The organism is Micromonospora sp. LHW51205, from assembly GCF_003315815.1.
GTDB lineage: Bacteria > Actinomycetota > Actinomycetes > Mycobacteriales > Micromonosporaceae > Micromonospora > Micromonospora chalcea.
The window spans coordinates 841,966-860,785 of sequence record NZ_QMEZ01000001.1; the positions used below are offsets into that span (position 1 = coordinate 841,966).

15 protein-coding genes are annotated in these 18,820 nt (G+C 72.9%); 8 read left to right on the forward strand and 7 right to left on the reverse strand.

Going from position 1 to position 18,820, the window contains the following annotated elements:
• The first annotated feature begins 90 nt into the window (after positions 1-90).
• Positions 91-999, forward strand: coding sequence for a cyclase family protein (locus DQE82_RS03875; RefSeq protein ID WP_113972028.1), 909 nt, complete (start codon positions 91-93; stop codon positions 997-999).
• A gap of 188 nt (positions 1,000-1,187) precedes the next feature.
• Here DQE82_RS03875 and DQE82_RS03880 read toward each other — a convergent pair whose 3' ends face one another.
• A complete protein-coding gene (locus DQE82_RS03880) occupies positions 1,188-2,228 on the reverse strand; it encodes a S66 peptidase family protein (protein WP_043326591.1) in 1,041 nt (346 codons plus the stop codon).
• Positions 2,229-2,313: 85 nt separating this feature from the next.
• On the opposite strand from DQE82_RS03880, the gene DQE82_RS03885 reads away from it, so the two are divergent.
• Together DQE82_RS03885 and ppc are read left to right on the forward strand one after the other, a co-directional pair.
• Positions 2,314-3,342, forward strand: coding sequence for a hypothetical protein (locus tag DQE82_RS03885; protein ID WP_113972029.1), 1,029 nt, complete (start codon positions 2,314-2,316; stop codon positions 3,340-3,342).
• A gap of 123 nt (positions 3,343-3,465) precedes the next feature.
• On the forward strand, positions 3,466-6,252 hold the full coding sequence (gene ppc / locus DQE82_RS03890; protein WP_064447670.1) for a phosphoenolpyruvate carboxylase: 2,787 nt from the start codon (positions 3,466-3,468) through the stop codon (positions 6,250-6,252).
• Between the two features lie 125 nt (positions 6,253-6,377).
• Here the strand turns inward: ppc and DQE82_RS03895 are convergent, their stop codons facing one another.
• Entirely contained in the window at positions 6,378-7,178 is an 801-nt protein-coding gene (locus tag DQE82_RS03895; RefSeq protein ID WP_043326597.1) for a hypothetical protein, read from the reverse strand.
• A 54-nt stretch (positions 7,179-7,232) separates the two neighbouring features.
• Between DQE82_RS03895 and DQE82_RS03900 the strand changes: the two genes are divergently transcribed.
• A complete protein-coding gene (locus DQE82_RS03900; RefSeq protein WP_069087409.1) occupies positions 7,233-8,411 on the forward strand; it encodes a DNA recombination protein RmuC in 1,179 nt (392 codons plus the stop codon).
• A 148-nt stretch (positions 8,412-8,559) separates the two neighbouring features.
• Positions 8,560-11,853, forward strand: coding sequence for a S8 family serine peptidase (locus tag DQE82_RS03905; protein WP_043326601.1), 3,294 nt, complete (start codon positions 8,560-8,562; stop codon positions 11,851-11,853).
• A gap of 58 nt (positions 11,854-11,911) precedes the next feature.
• Here the strand turns inward: DQE82_RS03905 and DQE82_RS03910 are convergent, their stop codons facing one another.
• Both DQE82_RS03910 and DQE82_RS03915 read right to left on the reverse strand, forming a co-directional pair.
• On the reverse strand, positions 11,912-12,322 hold the full coding sequence (locus tag DQE82_RS03910) for a hypothetical protein (protein ID WP_043326603.1): 411 nt from the start codon (positions 12,320-12,322) through the stop codon (positions 11,912-11,914).
• A gap of 37 nt (positions 12,323-12,359) precedes the next feature.
• Positions 12,360-13,358 (reverse strand): 4-hydroxy-3-methylbut-2-enyl diphosphate reductase, encoded by a 999-nt coding sequence (locus tag DQE82_RS03915; RefSeq protein ID WP_113972030.1) that lies wholly within the window; start codon positions 13,356-13,358, stop codon positions 12,360-12,362.
• An 87-nt stretch (positions 13,359-13,445) separates the two neighbouring features.
• Here DQE82_RS03915 and xseA point away from each other — a divergent pair, with 87 nt between their 5' ends.
• Both xseA and DQE82_RS03925 read left to right on the forward strand, forming a co-directional pair.
• Complete coding sequence (gene xseA / locus DQE82_RS03920; protein WP_113972031.1) at positions 13,446-14,702, forward strand: exodeoxyribonuclease VII large subunit; 1,257 nt, start codon at positions 13,446-13,448, stop codon at positions 14,700-14,702.
• A 13-nt stretch (positions 14,703-14,715) separates the two neighbouring features.
• A complete protein-coding gene (locus DQE82_RS03925) occupies positions 14,716-14,925 on the forward strand; it encodes an exodeoxyribonuclease VII small subunit (protein ID WP_064447665.1) in 210 nt (69 codons plus the stop codon).
• 40 nt (positions 14,926-14,965) lie between these two features.
• Here the strand turns inward: DQE82_RS03925 and DQE82_RS03930 are convergent, their stop codons facing one another.
• Entirely contained in the window at positions 14,966-15,805 is an 840-nt protein-coding gene (locus tag DQE82_RS03930; protein WP_064447664.1) for a hypothetical protein, read from the reverse strand.
• Positions 15,806-15,897: 92 nt separating this feature from the next.
• Positions 15,898-16,587: a DUF4245 domain-containing protein gene (locus DQE82_RS03935; RefSeq protein WP_113972032.1), complete on the reverse strand. Its 690-nt coding sequence runs from the start codon at positions 16,585-16,587 to the stop codon at positions 15,898-15,900.
• Between the two features lie 147 nt (positions 16,588-16,734).
• Between DQE82_RS03935 and glpX the strand changes: the two genes are divergently transcribed.
• A complete protein-coding gene (gene glpX, locus DQE82_RS03940; protein ID WP_043326614.1) occupies positions 16,735-17,766 on the forward strand; it encodes a class II fructose-bisphosphatase in 1,032 nt (343 codons plus the stop codon).
• Positions 17,767-17,791: 25 nt separating this feature from the next.
• Here glpX and DQE82_RS03945 read toward each other — a convergent pair whose 3' ends face one another.
• Complete coding sequence (locus tag DQE82_RS03945) at positions 17,792-18,727, reverse strand: NAD-dependent epimerase/dehydratase family protein (RefSeq protein ID WP_113972033.1); 936 nt, start codon at positions 18,725-18,727, stop codon at positions 17,792-17,794.
• Between the last annotated feature and the right edge of the window lie 93 nt (positions 18,728-18,820).

Genomic DNA, 18,820 nt, shown 5'->3' on the forward strand with positions numbered 1-18,820 from the left:
CCGTTCGAGCCTATCCCCCTCCACCGACGATCCGGGCCCGCCCGATCTTCGATCTTGACCGGCCGTGGCCGGGCGTGGTGCGGTGGGCGGATGGTCGAGTATCGGGCGGTCTTCGACGCCCAGGTGGATTTCGCAAACGGTGGTGGCCTGCGCACGGACGGGTTCCGGTTGGACGTGCCGCACCCGGACGTCACCGACGACGAGGTGGCCGCGCTGCTGGTCCGGCACCTCGGGCTGCTCATGGTCGGCGAGGTGCGGATCACCAACCGGACCGTGGTCGAGGAGCCGCACAAGGGCGGACGGGGCCTCGATGTGCCGGCCTCGGGTGGGCGGAAGCTCGTCGAACTGAGTCACGTGATCGCCGAAGGGCTGGTCACGCTGCCCGGCTGGCCCGGCCCGGCGATCAGCGACTGGCTGACCCGGGAGGAGTCCCGGAATCGGTACGCGCCGGGCGTCGAGTTCCACGTCGCCCGGATCGACATGATCGCCAACACCGGCACGTACGTGGACACGCCGTCGCACCGCTTCGCCGACGGCCCGGACCTGACCGGGGTGCCGCTGGACCGCCTCGCCGACCTGCCCGGCCTGGTGGTACGCGTGCCCGCCGGTACCCGGGCGGTGGACCGGCTGATGCTCGCCCCGTACGACGTGGCCGGGTGCGCGGTGCTGCTGCACACCGGCTGGGACGCGCACTTCGGCACCGACAGGTACGCCGCGCCGGAGGCGCCCTTCCTGACCGGTGACGGTGCGCAGTGGCTGGCCGAGGCGGGCGCGGCGCTCGTCGGCATCGACTCGATCAACATCGACGACATGACTCCGGCGGCAGCGGGTCAGCGCCCGGCGCACACCGGTCTGCTGGCCGCCGGGGTGCCGATCGTGGAGCACCTGACCGGCCTGGACGCGCTGCCGCCGACCGGCTTCCGGTTCACCGCCGCCCCGCCACGGGTCGCCGGCATGGGCACGTTCCCGGTCCGGGCCTTCGCCGTCGTCAACGCCTGACCCACGCCGCCGCCCGCCGCCAACCGCCGCCCGCCAAGCGCCGGGTGGAACGCCATGGGTGTCAAAAGGGCGCTGAGACACCCATAACGTTCCACTGACCGCCACTTCGAGGCGTGAGTGGAACGGCGTGGGTGTCAAACGGCGACGTAGACACCCATGCCGTTCCACCGAGCAGGCGGGCGGCGAGGTCAGTAGCGGACCGCGATGCGGCGCTCCACCGCGTCCACGCGGATCTCGCCGCCGTACGGGATGATCAGCTGCGGGTCGGTGTGGCCCAGGTCGACGTCGAAGACCACCACCGGGTCGCCCGCGTAGGGGGCAAGAGCCGACAGGATCGCCGCCCGCTGGTCGGCGGCCCAGGCCAGCCGCTCCGCGACCGTGTGGGGCCGGTCGAAGTCCCACGCCTTGGGCCGGCCCACCACGATCGCCGGGAAGCCGGCGAGCAGCCCGCGCTCGCCCAGGTTCCGCACGATCCGGAAGACCTCCTGCGCGGACGGCATCTCCTCCGAGGTCTCCAGCACCAGTACCGAGCCGGCCAGGTCGGCCGCGCGCGGAACACGGTCGGTCGCCATCAGCCAGTGCAGGATCTCCAGATTGCCGCCCCACGTGCGGCCCTGCACCACCTCGGCCGGGCCGTGCCAGCGCCAGCCCTCGGACGGGTACATCGGCGGCTCCTCGGCCAGCGTGGCCGGGTCGCGCCAGTCGCACGGCTCGTCGCCCCACTCGGGGGCGGCGGTCAGCTCGTACCAGCCGGAGGTGAACAGCGCGGCGCGCAGCGAGTCGAACGTCAGCGGGTGCGGCTTGCCGGAGCGCCCGAGGTGCACCAGCACGGACCCGCCGTGGTAGCCGACGAGATCCAGCCGGTAGAGGTGGTTGAGCACGTTCGTGTTGTCCGAGTAGCCGAAGTACGGCTTCGGGTTGGCCCACAGCTCCTCGTCGTTCAGGTACGGGGTGACAGTGATCAGGTCGTCCCCGCCGACGGTGGCCAGCACGGCGGTGATCGTCGGGTCGGTGAACGCGGCCATCAGGTCACGTGCCCGGTCGCGCGGGTCGGCGCCCATGACGCGGGTGGTCGGGTACTCCACCGGTTCCAGCCCCAGCTCGTCGCGGAGCCGGCGCAGCCCCAGCTCGTACACGTGGGGGAAGAGACCCGGCAGGCCGGCGGAGGGTGAGACGACCGCGACCCGGTCGCCCGGCTTCGGTTTGGGGGGATAGACGGGTGCCTGCATGGCCCGACGCTATCGGCCCGGACCAGCGGTTTTCGCCCTGACGAAACCGCCTCAGCCAGGCAAATGCCGCCAATAGGCTGAGCGCGTGGACGACGAGCCGGAACTGCGTACCCGGGACTGGCTGCCGCGCACGGCGGCGCTGATCCTCGGCACCCTGGCGCTGGCCAGCGCGTTCATCGCCGCCTACGTCGGCGCGCTGCACAAGCCCGACCCGCGCGACATCCCGGTCGCCGTCGTCACCAGCGACCAGCAGGCCCAGGCCGTGATGTCCGCCGTGCGCGCCCGCACCGACACGATCAAACCCGTCGGGTACGACAGCCGCGGCGCCGCCCAGGACGGCCTCACCGACAGATCGGTGTACGCGGTGCTCAGCTCCGCCCCGGACGGCGGCCTGACGCTCGCCACCGCCAGCGCCGGAGCGCCCGCCGCCACGGAACTCGTCACCGACGTGTTCACCGAGGCGGCCCGGCAGGCCGGGGTGCCGCTTCAGGTCACCGACGACGTGCCGGTCTCCGGCGACGACCCGCGCGGCCTGGTCCCGTTCTACCTGGCCGTCGGCGTGGTGCTCGGCGGCTACCTGGCGTCCACGGCGCTCGGCATCTCACTCGGCACCAGCCCCCGCGACCTGCGCCGGGCCGGGCTGCGGATCGCCACGCTCGCGGTGCACGCGATCCTGCTCGGCGTCATCGGGGCGATCCTGGTCGGACCGGTGCTCGGCGTGTTCGCCGGTCACGTGGCGGCGGTGGCGGTGGTCGGCGCGCTCGCCGCGTTCGCGGCCGGGATGGTCGCCGCCGCCGTGCAGGGCTGGCTCGGACTGCTCGGCACCGGCATCGTGATCCTGCTGCTCGTGGTGCTCGGCAACCCCGGGTCCGGCGGCATCTACGCGCCCGAGTTCCTGCCGCCGCTCCTGCGCGGCATGCACCGCTGGAACGTGCCAGGCCTCGCCACCGACCTGTTCAAATCGGCCATCTACTTCGACTGGCGCGGCGGCGGCTGGGCGCTGACCGGCCTGCTGATCTGGGTCGTCGCCGGCCTGGCCGGGCTGCTCACCGCGACCATGTTCCGCGCCCGACGGCGCCCGGCGCCGGGCCGGCACGCCGTCGACCGGGGCTGACCGGCGGGCCGTCCCAGAGTGCAGATCATCACGCGGTCCCCCTCCTGTCCCCCGGGGGTACGCGGATACGATCCAGGGGAGTCGGACAGCGCTGTCCTTCGTCCTCGCGTAAGGAGCGCAACCGTGACCGACCAGCACGACCACGACGGCCCCGACGCCGCTCTCCGGGCCGACATCCGCCGCCTCGGCACGCTGCTCGGGCAGACCCTGGCCCGGCAGGAGGGCCGCCCGCTGCTCGACCTGGTCGAGGAGATCCGCGCCCAGGTCCGCTCCGACGCGCCGGCCGCCGCCCAGCGCCTCGCCGGGCTCGACGTCACCACCGGCACGAAGCTCGCCCGTGCCTTCTCCACCTACTTCCACCTGGCGAACATCACCGAGCAGGTGCACCGCGCCCGGGACCTGCGCCGCCGCCGCGCCACCGACGGCGGCTGGCTGGACCAGGCCGCCAAGATGATCGCCGAGCGGGGCGTACCGGCCGAGGAGATCGCCGCCGCGGCCCGCCGGCTGGCCGTACGCCCGGTCTTCACCGCGCACCCGACCGAGGCGGCCCGCCGGTCCATCCTGTCCAAGCTGCGCGCGGTCGCCGACGAGCTGGACACCGAGACCGCGAACGCGATCCTGTACGGCGCCAGCGACGAGGGCCCGGCGAACCGCCGCCTGGCCGAACTGCTCGACCTGATGTGGCAGACCGACGAGCTGCGGCTGGACCGGCCGGACCCGACCGACGAGGCGCGCAACGCGATCTACTACCTGCGCGACCTGTACGCCGAGGCCGCGCCGCAGGTCCTCGACGACCTCGCCGACACGCTGCGCACGCTCGGCGTGGAGACGTCACCGACGTCCCGCCCGCTGAGCTTCGGCACCTGGATCGGCGGCGACCGCGACGGCAACCCGTTCGTCACGCCGGTGGTCACCCGCGAGGTGCTGCGCATCCAGCACGAGCACGGCATCGCCGCCACCGAGAAGGCGATGGACGAGCTGATCACCGAGGTCAGCGTGTCCCGGCGGCTGCGCGCGGTGTCGCTCGACCTGTCCGCCAGCCTGGCCAAGGACCTGGACGCGCTGCCCGAGGTGGCGCCCCGGTTCCGCCGGGTCAACGCGGAGGAGCCGTACCGGCTCAAGGCGCGGTGCGTGAAGGCGAAGCTCGCCAACACCCGGGAGCGGCTGCGCGCCGACACCCCGCACGTGCCGGGGCGCGACTACCGGGGCTCGGCCGAGCTGATCGCCGACCTGGAGCTGCTGCGCGCGTCGCTGGCCCGCAACTCCGGCCAGCTCACCGCCGTCGGGCGGCTCGCCTCGACCATCCGTACGGTGTCCGCGTTCGGCCTGCACCTGGCCACCATGGACATCCGGGAGCACGCGGAGAAGCACCACGAGGTGCTGGCCCAGCTCTACGAGGCCGTCGGCGAGGTGTCCGACTACCCGGCGCTGACCCGGCTGGAGCGCACCAAGCTGCTCGCCGACGAGCTGACCGGCCGCCGGCCGCTCTCCACCCAGGACAGCCCGCTCACCGAGTCGGCCCGCAAGACGTTCGACGTGTTCGCGGCCATCCGCGAGGCGCAGGACCGGTTCGGCCCCGAGGTGATCGAGTCGTACATCATCTCGATGACGCTCGGCGTGGACGACGTGCTCGCCGCCGTGGTGCTGGCCCGCGAGGCGGGCCTGGTGGACGTGCACTCCGGGCGGGCCCGCATCGGCATCGTGCCGCTGCTGGAGACCCCGGCCGAGCTGAACGCCGGCGGCGAGCTGCTGGACGAGCTGCTGTCGCTGCCCGCGTACCGGGCGCTGGTGGCGGCGCGGGGCGACGTGCAGGAGGTGATGCTCGGCTACTCGGACTCCAACAAGGAGGCGGGCATCACCACCAGCCAGTGGTCCATCCACCGGGCGCAGCGCGCGCTGCGGGACGTGGCCGCGCGGCACGGCGTACACCTGCGGTTGTTCCACGGCCGGGGCGGCACCGTCGGCCGTGGCGGCGGTCCCACGCACGACGCGATCCTGGCCCAGCCGTACGGCACGCTGGACGGCGCGATCAAGGTGACCGAGCAGGGCGAGGTCATCTCCGACAAGTACACGCTGCCGGCGCTGGCCCGGGAGAACCTGGAGCTGACTGTCGCGGCGGTGCTTCAGGCGACGCTGCTGCACACCGCGCCCCGGCAGCCGGCCGAGATGCTGGAGCGCTGGGACGCGGCCATGGACGTGGTGTCCGAGTCGGCGTTCCGGTCGTACCGGTCGCTGGTCGAGGACCCGGACCTGCCCGCGTACTTCTGGGCCTCCACGCCGACCGAGCTGCTCGGCGCGCTGAATATCGGCTCCCGGCCGGCGAAGCGCCCGAACACCGGCGCCGGCCTGTCCGGCCTGCGGGCCATCCCGTGGGTGTTCGGCTGGACGCAGACCCGGCAGATCGTGCCGGGCTGGTTCGGCGTGGGCTCCGGGCTGGCCGCCGCGCGGGCGGCCGGGCTGGCCGACGTGCTCGCCGAGATGAACCGGAACTGGCACTTCTTCCGCACGTTCCTGTCGAACGTCGAGATGATGCTGACCAAGACCGACCTGACCATCGCCCGGCGGTACGTGGAGACGCTGGTGCCGAAGAAGCTGCACCCGATCTTCGACAAGATCGAGCAGGAGTACGAGCTGACCAAGCAGGAGGTGCTGGCCGTCACCGGCTCACCGGCGCTGCTGGAGAACTCCCCCGTGCTGCAGCGCACGCTCGCCGTGCGGGACACCTACCTGGAGCCGCTGCACCACCTCCAGGTGGCGTTGCTGCGGCAGTACCGCGAATCAGGTGCGGCCGGGCGGGCGGTGGCGACCGCGCCGGGTGGGCGGCGTGCCCCGAACGACGGTACGGCGCTGGAACGGGCGCTGCTGACCACCGTCAACGGCATCGCCGCCGGCATGCGCAACACCGGCTGAGGTGTAAGGAAGGGCCCCCTCTTAACGCCTCGTGCATAAGAGGGGGCCCTTCTTAACGCCTGCGCGCGGCGCGTCGCGAGCAGCGCCCGACGCGCGGCGCACCGCGCCCGGCGCGGCGGTGCAGGCTAGAAGTCGCCGCCGCCGAAGTCACCGCCGAAATCTCCGCCGCCGAAGCCACCGAAGTCGCCACCGCCGTAGTCCCCGCCGCCGAAGTCGCCACCGGCGTAGTCGCCACCGCCGCCCATGTCTCCGCCCTGGTCGCCGAAGTCCTGGCCGTCGCCGAAGCCCTCCTGGTAGCCGGCGTCGTAGCCGTACCCGGGGTCGGCGAACGCGGGCGAGAACAGCGCGTCGGCGATCAGCAGACCGCCGACCACACCGACGCCGGCGCCGAGCGCGGTCTTCCACCACGGCGTGGAGTACCAGCCGGCCGGCACCGGCCGCCCCTGGAACCGGCCACCCGGGTAGTAGTAGGGCGTCGCGTTGCCCGGCTGCGGTCCGGCCCGGAACGTCTGCCCCTGCACGTCGACCTGACGCTCCTTGGTGAGCGCGCCCGCGCCCTGGGCGGCGGCGAGCGGCGGCAGCTCCGGGCCCGGGTCGATGCCCATCGCGGTACGCGCCGCCCGGATGTACGCCAGCCCTTCCAGCGCGGTCTCCCGGGCCAGCCCGAACTGGCGCGGCGTGCTCGCCTGCTCCAACTGGGAACCGGCCGCGTTGTAGCGCTCACCCGCGTCGGCGAGCGCCTGCCGGACCGCCGGGGCGTCGCCGTGCAGGTTCATCAGCTGGCCGCCGAGCCGCTCGTACCACCGCTGCGCCTCGGCGCGGGCGTCGGCCAGTTCGTTCGAGCGACGCGATCTGCTCCCCCTCCGCCAGAACATGAACGCACCTCCGAGCAGCAGGATCAGGAACAGCCACAACGCGAACTCCATGACTCGAACGTACCCACCGGGCGCACGTCGTACCCGTTTGGCAAGCTCTTGGCCATGAGCTTTGCGACGCTGGCCGTGGTGGTGCTCTGCCTCGCCGCGGGCGGCGCGGTGGGCTGGCTGGCCGCGCGGGCGCGCGCGGCGGCCGACATCGCCCGCCTGGAGGCGACGCTCGCCGCGACCAAGGCGGGCGAGGGCCGGCTGGAGCAGTCCATGCGGGCGCTGAGCTACGAGGCCACGGCGCAGTCGCAGGAGGCGGTGGCCCGCGCGGTCGCGCCGCTGCACGACACGCTGCGCCGCTACGAGCAGCGGGTGGCCGAGCTGGAGCGGGACCGGGTCGACGCGTACGCCGAGCTGCGCGAGCAGGTGCGGTCCATGAGCGCGGTCTCCGGCGAGCTGCGCACCGAGACCAAGCAGCTGGTGGCCGCGTTGCGCGCGCCGCAGGTGCGGGGCCGCTGGGGCGAGCACCAGCTCCGCCGGATCGTCGAGGCCGCCGGCATGCTGGAGCACTGCGACTTCAGCGAGCAGGTCACCGCCGCGACCGACCACCAGGGGGTACGCCCCGACCTGGTGGTCCGGCTGCACGGCGGCCGGACGGTGGTGGTGGACGCGAAGGCGCCGTTCGACGCGTACCTGACCGCGATGGAGGCGCGCGACGAACGGGGGCGTGACACCCACCTGGACGCGCACGCCCGGCACCTGCGCGCGCACGTCGACGGCCTGGCCGCCAAGTCCTACTGGTCGGCGTTCGACCAGACGCCGGAGTTCGTGGTGCTGTTCGTGCCGGCCGACCCGTTCCTCGACGTGGCCCTGCAACGCGACCCGACGCTGCTGGAGCACGCGTTCGCCCGCAACGTCGTGCTGGCCACCCCGGCCACGCTGGTGGCGCTGCTGCGCACGGTGGCCTACTCGTGGCGGCAGGAGGCGCTGGCGCGCAACGCGGCGACCGTCCACTCGCTGGCCCGCGAGCTGTACGGGCGGCTGTCCACGCTGGGCGACCACGTCGGCAAGCTGGGCAGCTCGCTGGGCGGGGCGGTGACGGCGTACAACCGGGCGGTGGGTTCGCTGGAGGCCCGGGTGCTGGTGAGCGCGCGGAAGCTGGCCGAGCTGGGCGTCTCCGACGACGAGCTGGCCGCCCCGGCGCAGGTCGAGCTGGCGCCGAGGCAGCCGCAGGCGCCCGAGTTGCTGGGTCCGCCGTCCACATCGGCCGAGCGGTCGACCGACGTCGACGCCTAACACGTCGCACGTGTTGACGTAGGCCGATTTCCATCACGGACTGATCACAAACCTGGGCCGAGTAGTGACACCTGCCGTCCTGGCACGCAGGATCACCGTCACACGTGCCCTGCCCCTCGGGGGCCCTGTTCTCTGGAGGAAGAGAACGTTGAGTAAACCCCGCACGCGCAGCCGGCGACCGTCCGCCGCGCTCCTGGCCTCGGTCCTCGCGGCCGGCGCCCTGACCGTCGGAGGTGGCGCCGGCACCGCGAGCGCCGCCCCCGCCGCCCCGCAACCCTCGCAGCCGACCGCCGCGAAGGCACTGGGCGCACACGACGCCAAGCTGCTCGACGAGGCCGAGGCGAAGAACGCGCCGACCGTCACGATGATCATCGCGGCCAAGAAGGGATCGGCCAAGAAGGTCGTTGACGGCCTGACCGGCCTGGGCGCGACCGTCAGCCAGCGGTACGACCAGATCGGCTACGTGCTGGCGAAGGTCCCCACCGACAAGGCGCTCAAGGCCGCCACGCTGCCCGGTGTCGCCGCCGTCGACCTCGACGAGACCATCAAGCTCCCCGACCCGGCGCCGGAGGCGGCCCCGAAGGGCGCGAAGACCGCCGCGCAGGCCCAGACGCTGGCCGGGCCGGGCGGTGACACCGGTGCGGTGAACCCGTACATGCCGACGAACGAGACCGGCGCGGAGGCCTTCAAGGCCGCGAACCCGCAGTGGGACGGCCGCGGCGTCACCATCGGCATCATGGACTCCGGTGTGGACCTCGACCAGCCGGCGCTGCAGACGACCACCACCGGCGAGCGCAAGATCGTCGACTGGGTCACCGCCACCGACCCGCTGGAGGACGCCTCCTGGCGACCGATGCTGACCGAGGTCAGCGGCCCGACGTTCACCACCTCGCTGGGCACCTGGACCGCGCCGGCCGGCAACTACCGGTTCAACGTGTTCCGCGAGAACATCACCGCGAACAGCGACGCGCGCGGCGACCTCAACCGCGACGGCGACACCACCGACTTCTGGGGCGTGCTCTACAACCCCGCCAACGGGGACGTCCGCGTCGACGCGAACCAGAACAACGACTTCACCGACGACGAGGTGATGCGGCCGTACAAGGAGAAGTTCCAGGTCGGCCACTTCGGCACGGACAACCCGGCCACCGCGGTACGCGAGCAGATCCCGTTCGTCGTCGAGTACCGGCGCAACGTGGACACCACGCCGGCCGGCGGCCCGGGCCTGGTCGACTACGTCAACATCGGCATCATCGAGAGCACCCACGGCACCCACGTCGCCGGCATCACCGCCGCCAACGACATGCTCGGCAACAGCGCCTTCGACGGCGCCGCCCCGGGTGCCAAGCTGGTCTCCGCCCGCGCCTGCTCGTGGGGTGGCGGCTGCACCGCGGCGGCGCTCACCACCGGCATGGCCGACCTGGTCATCAACCGCAAGGTCGACGTGGTGAACATGTCGATCGGCGGCCTGCCCGCGCTCAACGACGGCTCGAACGCCCGCGCGGTCCTCTACAACGACCTGATCAACACCTACGGCGTGCAGCTGTTCATCTCGGCCGGCAACTCCGGCCCGGGCCTGAACACCGTCGGCGACCCGTCGGTGGCCACCGACGTGGTGAGCGTCGCGGCGAGCGTCAGCAAGGACACCTGGCTGGCCAACTACGGCTCGGTGGTCCGCAAGGACAACGCGCTGTTCAATTTCTCGTCGCGCGGCCCGCGTGAGGACGGCGGCTTCAAGCCGAACATCGCCGCCCCCGGCTCGGCCATCTCCACCGCGCCGACCTGGCAGCCGGGCAACCCGGTGCCGGAGGCGGGCTACCCGCTGCCCCCGGGCTACCAGATGCTCAACGGCACCTCGATGGCCGCCCCGCAGGCCACCGGCGCCGCCGCGCTGCTGCTGTCGGCCGCCAAGGCGACCGGCAAGGGCGTCACCCCGGCCGCGCTGCGCCGGGCCGTCTACACCTCGGCCCAGCCGATCGCCGGCGTCCCGACGTACGCGCAGGGCTACGGCATGTTCAACGTGCCGGGCGCGTGGAGCCTGCTCGCCAAGGGCGTGCCGACCCGCACGTACACCTCCGAGGCGCCGGTCTGCACCGAGCTGTCGCCGAACCTGACCCGCTACGACCGGGCCTCCGGCACGTTCGTGCCGAACCCGAACGTCGGCACCGGCCTCTACAACCGCTGCGCCGCCGACCGTGGTGGCCAGAAGGTCAAGGAGAGCCGCCACTACGAGGTCAAGCTGACCCGGACCAGCGGCCCGAACAAGGGCATCAAGCACGAGGTCGCGTTCCGCGGCAACGACGGCACCTACTCCGCCCCCAAGGTGGTCTGGCTGCCGCTGAACAAGACCGTCACGGTCAAGGTGAAGGCCAAGCCGATGACGGCCGGCGCGCACGGCGCCATCATGACCGTCGACGACCCGGCCACCAACGTGGTCGACTTCGAGGTCGCCACCGTCGTGGTCGCCTCGAACCCGGTGTCCGCTCCGGCGTACTCCTTCTCGGCCGAGGGCTCGGTCGAGCGGAACAACTTCCGGTCGTACTTCGTGACCGTCCCGCCGGGCGCGGGCGCGCTGCAGGTCAACCTGTCCGGCATCGCGACCGGCTCGCAGACCCGCTTCATCGCCATCAACCCGTACGGCGTGCCGGTCGAGAGCACCGCCAGCACCGCCTGCTACACCAACTTCTCCGACGCCGCGGTCTGCAAGCCGCAGGAGCGGGACTACCAGAACCCGATCCCGGGTGTGTGGGAGATCGAGGTGGAGGCGCGCCGCACCTCGCCGGCGCTGGACAACCCGTTCCGGCTGCAGGCCCGCGTGCAGGGCGTGAAGGTGGAGCCGGCCGTGGTGCAGCTCCCGTCGGTCACCGCCGGTACGCCGGCTCCGGTGAGCTGGAAGCTGACCAACGCGTTCGGTCCGGTCCAGGTGACCGGCGTCGGCGGTCCGCTGGCGAGCGTCCGGTCCGAGCGGCCCAGCATCACCCAGGGCGCGAGCCAGGAGTACCTGGTGGAGGTGCCGGCGGGCGCCACCTCGTTCACCGCGCGGATCGGCAACCCGTCCGACCTGAGCGCCGACCTGGACCTGACGGTCTTCCTGGGCACCACCCGGGTGGGCCAGTCGGCCGACGGTGACTCGGAGGAGGCGGTCACGCTGACCAACCCGACCCCGGGCACCTACCGCGTCGTGGTCGACGGTTACTCGATGAGCGACCCGAGCACCGCGTACGACTACCGGGACTCGTTCGCCTCCCCGGAGCTGGGCACGCTCTCCGCGTCGTCCACGCCGCTGTCGCTGGCCAACGGCGCCACCGCCACCCTCACGGGTTCGGTGACCGCCCTGTCCACCCCGGCCGCCGGCCGGGAGCTGTACGGCGACATGGCCGTGACCACCACCGAGGGCGCGGTCGTCGGCCGCGGTTCGGTGGAGGTTCTCGCGGTCAACTGATCCGCTGACACGACGGAGCCCCGTCCCCTCTCGCAGGGGGCGGGGCTCTTTCGTGTCGTCAGGCGGGGCGGGCGGACTCGACCACGAACGGGGTGCCCTGCTGACAGGTGGTCATCATGCCCGGTTCGGGACGGCCGGTGACCTCGACCCGGGCGCCGGCCTTGAGCACGTCGCGGGGGCCGCCGACGAGCAGGTGGCCGTCGAGCAGCAGGCAGTTCGGCTCGACCCCGGCCTGCACGGTTCCTGTGATGACGGTGCCGCCGACGCCCGGCGGCGTCGACGGGCCGCCCTTCCAGGAGGGGTCCGGCCGGCTCGGGCCGGTGCCGGGATCGGGCTGGCTGGTCACCGGGGCGGCTCCCGTCGTACTCGGGCTGGGGCTGGGATCGGCGGACCCGTCGCCGGGTGCGGCGCAGGCGGTCAGCGCGAGGCCGGCGAGCAGTGCGACGAGCACCGTACGAGGAGTCTTCATGGTCGGTTGGACGCGGCGGACGGCCGTTGCGTTCCCGTCAGCCGCGCGCGGCGGCGGCGGCGGCGGCGGCCTTCATGTCGCGCTTGAGTTCCTGCGGCAGCGAGAACGTCAGCCGCTCGTCCGCGGTGGTGATCTCCTCGACGTCGCCGAAGCCGCGCTCGGCCAGGTGCGCGAGCACCTGCTGGACCAGCTCGTCCGGGACGCTCGCGCCGGAGGTCACACCCACAGTGCTCGCCCCGGCCAGCCAGGCGTCGTCGATCTCGTGCGCGAAGTCGACCAGGTGCCCGGCGCGGGCGCCGGCGTCCAGCGCCACCTCGACCAACCGGACCGAGTTCGAGGAGTTGCGCGAGCCGACCACGATCACCACGTCGCACTCGGGGGCGATCTCCTTGACCACGTGCTGGCGGTTGGAGGTGGCGTAGCAGATGTCGTCGCTGGGCGGCGACTGGAGCAGCGGCAGGCGCTTCTTGAGCCGGGCCACGGTCTCCAGCGTCTCGTCCACCGACAGCGTGGTCTGGGACAGCCAGACCACCTTCTCCGGGTCGCGCACGGTGACCTTGTCGACGCCGTCCGGGCCGTCGACGAGCTGGATGTGGGCGGGCGCCTCACCGGCGGTGCCGATGACCTCCTCGTGCCCCTCGTGGCCGATGAGCAGGATGTCGTAGTCCTGCGCGGCGAACCGCCGGGCCTCGTGGTGCACCTTCGTCACCAGCGGGCAGGTGGCGTCGATCGCCCGCAGCGAGCGCTCCTTGGCCTGCTCGTACACCTCGGGGGCGACGCCGTGGGCGGAGAAGATGACGGTGGCGCCCTCCGGCACCTCCTCGTTCTCCTCCACGAAGATCGCGCCCTGGGCCTCCAGCGTGCGCACCACGTGCTTGTTGTGCACGATCTGCTTACGCACGTAGATCGGCGCGCCGTAGAGCTTCAGCGCCTCCTCGACGGTCTGCACCGCCCGGTCCACGCCCGCGCAGTAGCCGCGGGGGTTGGCCAGGAGCACGCGCTTGCCGGTCCGGGGAGTCGTCTCAGCGTCAGTCACCCGCCCATCGTACGTGGCGCTCTCCCGTGCGGCAGCGGCCGCGAGGCGCGCGCGGGCGCTGTCGGTCCCGGGCCGTAGGGTGGGCGGGTGAGCGCGGGAGAGGACGGGCAGAGCAGGCCGGACGGGCAGAGCAGGCCGGACGGGCGGAGCACGGCCGAGGAGCCGTGGCCGGTCCGGGTGGTCAGCCAGAAGGTCGGCGCCTGGATCGCCCGCCTCGGCTGGGTGTGGGTCGACGGCCAGGTGGCGCAGATCAGCCGCCGTCCCGGCGCGAGCACCGTCTTCCTCACGCTGCGCGACCCGTCGGCCGATCTGAGCCTCACCGTCACCACGAACCGCGACGTGCTGGACGCCGGCGCGCCGGAGCTGCGCGAGGGCGCCCGGGTGGTGCTGCACGCCAAGCCCGAGTTCTACGCCGCGCGGGGCACGCTCAGCCTGCGCGCCGACGAGATCCGCCAGGTCGGCCTCGGTGAGCTGCTGGCCCGGCTGGAGAAGCTCAAGAAGCTGCTCGCCGCCGAGGGCCTGTTCGACCGGTCCCGCAAGCGGCGGCTGCCGTTCCTGCCGGGCCGGGTCGGCCTGATCACCGGCCGCGCCTCGGCGGCCGAGCGGGACGTGCTGACGAACGCCCGCCGCCGCTGGCCCGCCGTCGACTTCCGCACGATCAACGTGGCGGTGCAGGGGCCGGGCGCGGTGCCGGACATCGTCGGCGCGCTCAAGGTGCTCGACGCCGATCCGGCGGTCGACGTGATCGTCATCGCCCGGGGCGGTGGCGGCATCGAGGATCTGCTGCCCTTCTCCGACGAGACGCTGTGCCGGGCGGTCTTCGCCTGCCGCACGCCGGTGGTCAGCGCGATCGGCCACGAGACCGACGCGCCGCTGCTGGACTACGTGGCCGACGTGCGCGCCTCCACCCCGACCGACGCGGCCAAGCGCATCGTGCCGGACCTGACCGAGGAGGTCCGGTTGATCGGCCAGGCCCGGTCCCGGCTGGAACGGGCCGTTCGCCACCTGGTCGACCGGGAGCAGCACCGGATCGACCTGCTGCGCTCCCGCCCGGTGCTGGCCCGGCCGCAGGTGATGGTCGAGCAGCGGGCGGTGGACGTGTCGGCGCTGCGTGACCGCGCCGGCCGGTCCCTGGAGCACCGGCTGCGGGGGGCCACCGACGACCTGCGGCACACGCTGGCCCGGCTGCGCGCGCTGTCCCCGGCCGCGACGCTGGAGCGCGGCTACGCGATCGTGCAGCGCGCCGACGGCCACGTCGTCCGCGCGGCGTCCGAGGTCGCCAAGGGCGATCCACTGCGGGTACGCCTCGCCGAGGGCGAGCTGACCGCCACCGTCGACGGCTGAGGAAAGAGAGACGATGACCGGGACGAAGGACGAGCAGCTCAGCTACGAGCAGGCCCGCGCCGAGCTGGCCTCGGTGGTGGAGAAGCTGGAGGCCGGCGGCACCTCGCTGGAGGAGTCGCTGGCCCTCTGGGAGCGCGGCGAGCAGCTCGCCGGGGTGTGCCAGCGCTGGCTGGACGGCGCGCGCGCCCGTATCGACGCCGCGCGGCAGCGCGCCGAGGACTGACGGTGGGGTCCGGCGTGATCGCCGAACCCCACCGCAGATGTCAGTTGAACAGGTTGTACAGCTCGGCAGGAGCCTCGACGACCTGGTCGGCCGGGGGCTTCTGGGCCGCCGCCGCGTTGCCGTAGTCGGTGTAGGTGATCTTCAGGTCCTGTGCGGCGTTCTGCCCGGCCGCCGGGATCTTGAGCACCATCTCGCTGAGCCGGCCCTGCGTGTCGACCTTGGCGGTGAACGGCACGGACTGGGCCTGCGCGCCGAGCGCGGTGATCACGGCCGGGTCGAGCGAGCCCGCCTCGGCGGCCTTGGACACGTCGACGGTGCCCTCGTACGTGCCCTCGCCGGTCTGCCGTACCTCGGTGATGCCCTGGGTGAGCACGGCGCTGCCGGCCGGGTCGAGCTTCTCGAAGTCGAAGCCCAGCGCCCGGTTGCCCTTGATCCGGTTCTGGTCGAGGTGGTGGTACTTGCCGGTGTTGAGGTTCTTCACGCCGGGGATCTGGGTCGCCGCCGTGCCGCCCAGCTCCAGCTTGACCCAGCTGTCCGGCTTGGCGTGGATCAGGTCCAGCTTCATCATCAGGTCCGACGACGGGTCGCCGATGGTCATCCGCATGTCGGCGCTCTGGCTCGGCTCGTGCACCTGCCCTTCGGCGGTGGAGCCCGCGCCGGTCATGGTGAACTTGAAGTTCCCTTCACGGATCGCGTTCGTGGAGTCGAGCAGGGCCTGCTTGGCCGCGCTGCTGGACGCCGTGGCGCTCGGTGCGACGCTGCCGGAGGCGCTCGGGGTCGAGGAGGCGCCGGAGGTCGTCGCGTCGCCGTTGCAGGCCGCCAGGCCGGGAATGAGCAGCGCCGCGGCGAACGCGGTGGCGCTGAAGCGTCGTATCTTCACGTCAACCTCTCCAGGTGGGTCGTCCGGGCTCGATGTCCCTTCTGTTCCCGGAAGCGGGGATCCGCAATCCCGCCTCACCCGGAGGGAGGACGTCAGCGCAGTGACGTGGCGAGCTTGCGCAGCTCCGTCTCCCCGGCGTCGCCGACCACGATCACGGTGCGGTTCGGCTCCAGCAGGACGAGCGCCTGCTCGTTGCCGCGGGCGGTGTAGCGCTGCCAGCTCAGCCCGCCGGGCAGGTCGGCCGCCCCCTGCGGCCGGCCCTCACTCAGCTCGGCCGGGAGGAGCTTCTCCGCCGGGACGTTGCTCTCCACGAGTTGCGCGCCGCGGCCCTCCGGGGTCACGTACCCGATCCGCAGCGTCGACCCGTCGGCCTCGGTCCGGAAGCGGGCGTTCACCGTACGCCAGTCGTCGCCCAGACCGGTCGGCGCGCTGACCGGGAAGACGTTCGCGGAGCGGGCCTGTTCCAGCGCGGGCGCCGGGTCGACGGTGACCGGCGAGTCGCCGCCGAGGAAGCCGCGGTAGAAGGCGAGCAGCAGCGCGATCGGGACCAGCAGGATCAGCAGGGACAGCGCCATGTCCTTCGGCGACCGCTCGGAGCGGGCCTTCTCCTTGCCGGCGGGCGGCGCGGGCGTGTCGCCCGCGGCGGCCGGTTCGCCCTGCTCCGCGACGAGTGCGGGCTGGCCCTCGGGCGGGGTCGGGCCGCCACCCGGTCGGACCGGTGGCTGGCCGTCCGGCGGGGTGGCGTCGGTCGGTGCGCGGTCGGCAGGCTGTGCGGCTTCCACCCGGCCATTGTCGCAGCCCGCCGGGAGGCGTGATCCTGGCCTCCTCCGCCCCGCCGGGACCGCGAACCTGAGATCGTGTGAGGATCAGCGACAAAACCGGCGGCGACGACCGCCGGTCCCACCCCGCAACGTCGCGAGGAGGCCGCCATGACAACCACCAGGACGCGGACGCCCCAGGATCTCGACCGCAACCTCGCCCTCGATCTGGTACGAGTGACCGAGGCCGCGGCGATGGCCGCCGGCCGCTGGGTCGGCCGGGGCGACAAGGAGGGCGGCGACGGCGCAGCGGTCGACGCCATGCGCAAGCTGATCAACTCCATCCCGATGCGCGGCGTCGTGGTGATCGGCGAGGGCGAGAAGGACAACGCGCCGATGCTGTTCAACGGCGAGGAGGTCGGCGACGGGACCGGCCCCGAGGTGGACGTGGCGGTCGACCCGATCGACGGCACCACGCTGATGAGCAAGGGCATGCCGAACGCGCTGGCAGTGCTCGCGGTGGCCGAGCGCGGCGCGATGTTCGACCCGAGCGCCGTCTTCTACATGGAGAAGCTCGCCGTCGGCCCGATGTACGCCGACGTGGTCGACATCAACGCCGGGGTGGCCGAGAACATCCACCGGATCGCGAAGGTCAAGGGCACCGACGCCGCCGAGGTGACCGTGTGCGTGCTGGACCGGTCGCGCCACGACGACCTGGTCAAGCAGATCCGGCGTACCGGGGCCGGGATCCGGTTCATCTCCGACGGCGACATCGCCGGGGCCATCGCGGCGGCCCGCGGCGAGTCGGACGTGGACGTGCTGATGGGCATCGGCGGCACCCCGGAGGGCATCACCGCCGCGTGCGCGCTGAAGTGCATGGGCGGCATGATGCAGGCCAAGCTCTGGCCGAAGGACGCCGAGGAACGCCGCAAGGCGCTGGACGCCGGGCACGACCTGGACCGGGTGCTGTTCACCGACGACCTGGTCACCGGCGACAACTGCTTCTTCGTGGCCACCGGCGTCACCTCCGGCGACCTGCTGCGCGGAGTGCGTTACCGCTCCGGTGGCGCGTACACCCAGTCGATCGTGATGCGCTCCAAGAGCGGCACGATCCGGGTGATCGACTCGTACCACCGCCTGGAGAAGCTCGCCCTCTACTCGGCCGTCGACTTCGACGGCCGCCCGCTGGCCGAGCAGGAGTGAGCCCGGCGACGTCCCGCCCCCGCCCCTAACGGGCGGCGGGGGCCGGGGCGCGCAGGCCGGAGACCATCTCGTCGACGACGCGGTCCAGCGGCGTCGCCTCGATCCCGAACGTGCTGGTGGCGGCGCTGGAGTCCATCACGAACGGCGCGGCGAACTGGTGCGCGGTCTCCCGCATCTCGCGGGCGAACGGGTCGGCCAGGCCGCCCAGCCAGAGCACCGGGTAGGGCATCCGGGCCAGCCGTGGCGCCGCGACGCCCGCCCGCTGCGCCGCCCGCTCGGCCAGACGCCGCATGGGCACCGGCGGCGGGCTCGGCACGTGCCAGGCCCGTCCCCAGGCGCGCGGGTCGGTCGCGGCCGTGACGAGGGTACGGGCGACGTCCGGCACGTACGTCCAGGTGTGCGGGGCGTCCCAGTCGACAGGCAGGAACACCCGCTGCCCGGCGAGCACCTTGGGCAGCACCATCATGGGCAGGGAGCTGCCGCCGAGCCCGATGTAGTCGGAGCCGCGGACCTCGGTGACCCGGGCCCGGCCGGCGCGGTGTGCGTCCAGCGCGTCGGCCCACATCCGGTTGCGGACCCGGCCCTTGACGCCGGTGGCGGCGAGCGGGGTCGCCTCGGTCATCGGGGCGTCGACCGGGCCGTACCCGTAGAGGTTGCCGACCGTGGCGAGCACGGCGTCGCTGCGCTCCGCGGCGGTGAGCAGGGCGGCGGCCAGCGGCGGCCAGTCCGTCGCCCACCTGTGGTACGCCGGATTGGCGCAGTTGTAGAGCGCGACCGCGCCCGTGGTCAGCTCGGCGAGCCGGTCCGCGTCGGCGGCGTCGGCGGCCACCAGCTCGACCGCCCGGTGCTCCGGGCCGGTGCCGCGCCGGGTGACCACCCGCACCTGCTCGCCGCGCTCGGCGAGCAGGTCGGCGGTGGCGGTGCCGACGGGGCCGGCGCCGACGATCACATGCAGGGCCATGACAGATCCACCTTTTTTGAAGCAGTTGTCCGAAGCGAGAGCACCGCTCTCGAAACAGAGCATGACTCAAATGCAGGTCGACGTCAAGAGCAG

Bases quoted from the DNA above. Each gene is read 5' to 3' on its own strand.
- DQE82_RS03875 (WP_113972028.1), top strand. From the start codon at position 91: ATGGTCGAGTATCGGGCGGTCTTCGACGCCCAGGTGGATTTCGCAAAC.
- DQE82_RS03880 (WP_043326591.1), bottom strand. From the start codon at position 2,228: ATGCAGGCACCCGTCTATCCCCCCAAACCGAAGCCGGGCGACCGGGTC.
- DQE82_RS03895 (WP_043326597.1), bottom strand. From the start codon at position 7,178: ATGGAGTTCGCGTTGTGGCTGTTCCTGATCCTGCTGCTCGGAGGTGCG.
- DQE82_RS03900 (WP_069087409.1), top strand. From the start codon at position 7,233: ATGAGCTTTGCGACGCTGGCCGTGGTGGTGCTCTGCCTCGCCGCGGGC.
- DQE82_RS03910 (WP_043326603.1), bottom strand. From the start codon at position 12,322: ATGAAGACTCCTCGTACGGTGCTCGTCGCACTGCTCGCCGGCCTCGCG.
- DQE82_RS03925 (WP_064447665.1), top strand. From the start codon at position 14,716: ATGACCGGGACGAAGGACGAGCAGCTCAGCTACGAGCAGGCCCGCGCC.
- glpX (WP_043326614.1), top strand. From the start codon at position 16,735: ATGACAACCACCAGGACGCGGACGCCCCAGGATCTCGACCGCAACCTC.
- DQE82_RS03945 (WP_113972033.1), bottom strand. From the start codon at position 18,727: ATGGCCCTGCATGTGATCGTCGGCGCCGGCCCCGTCGGCACCGCCACC.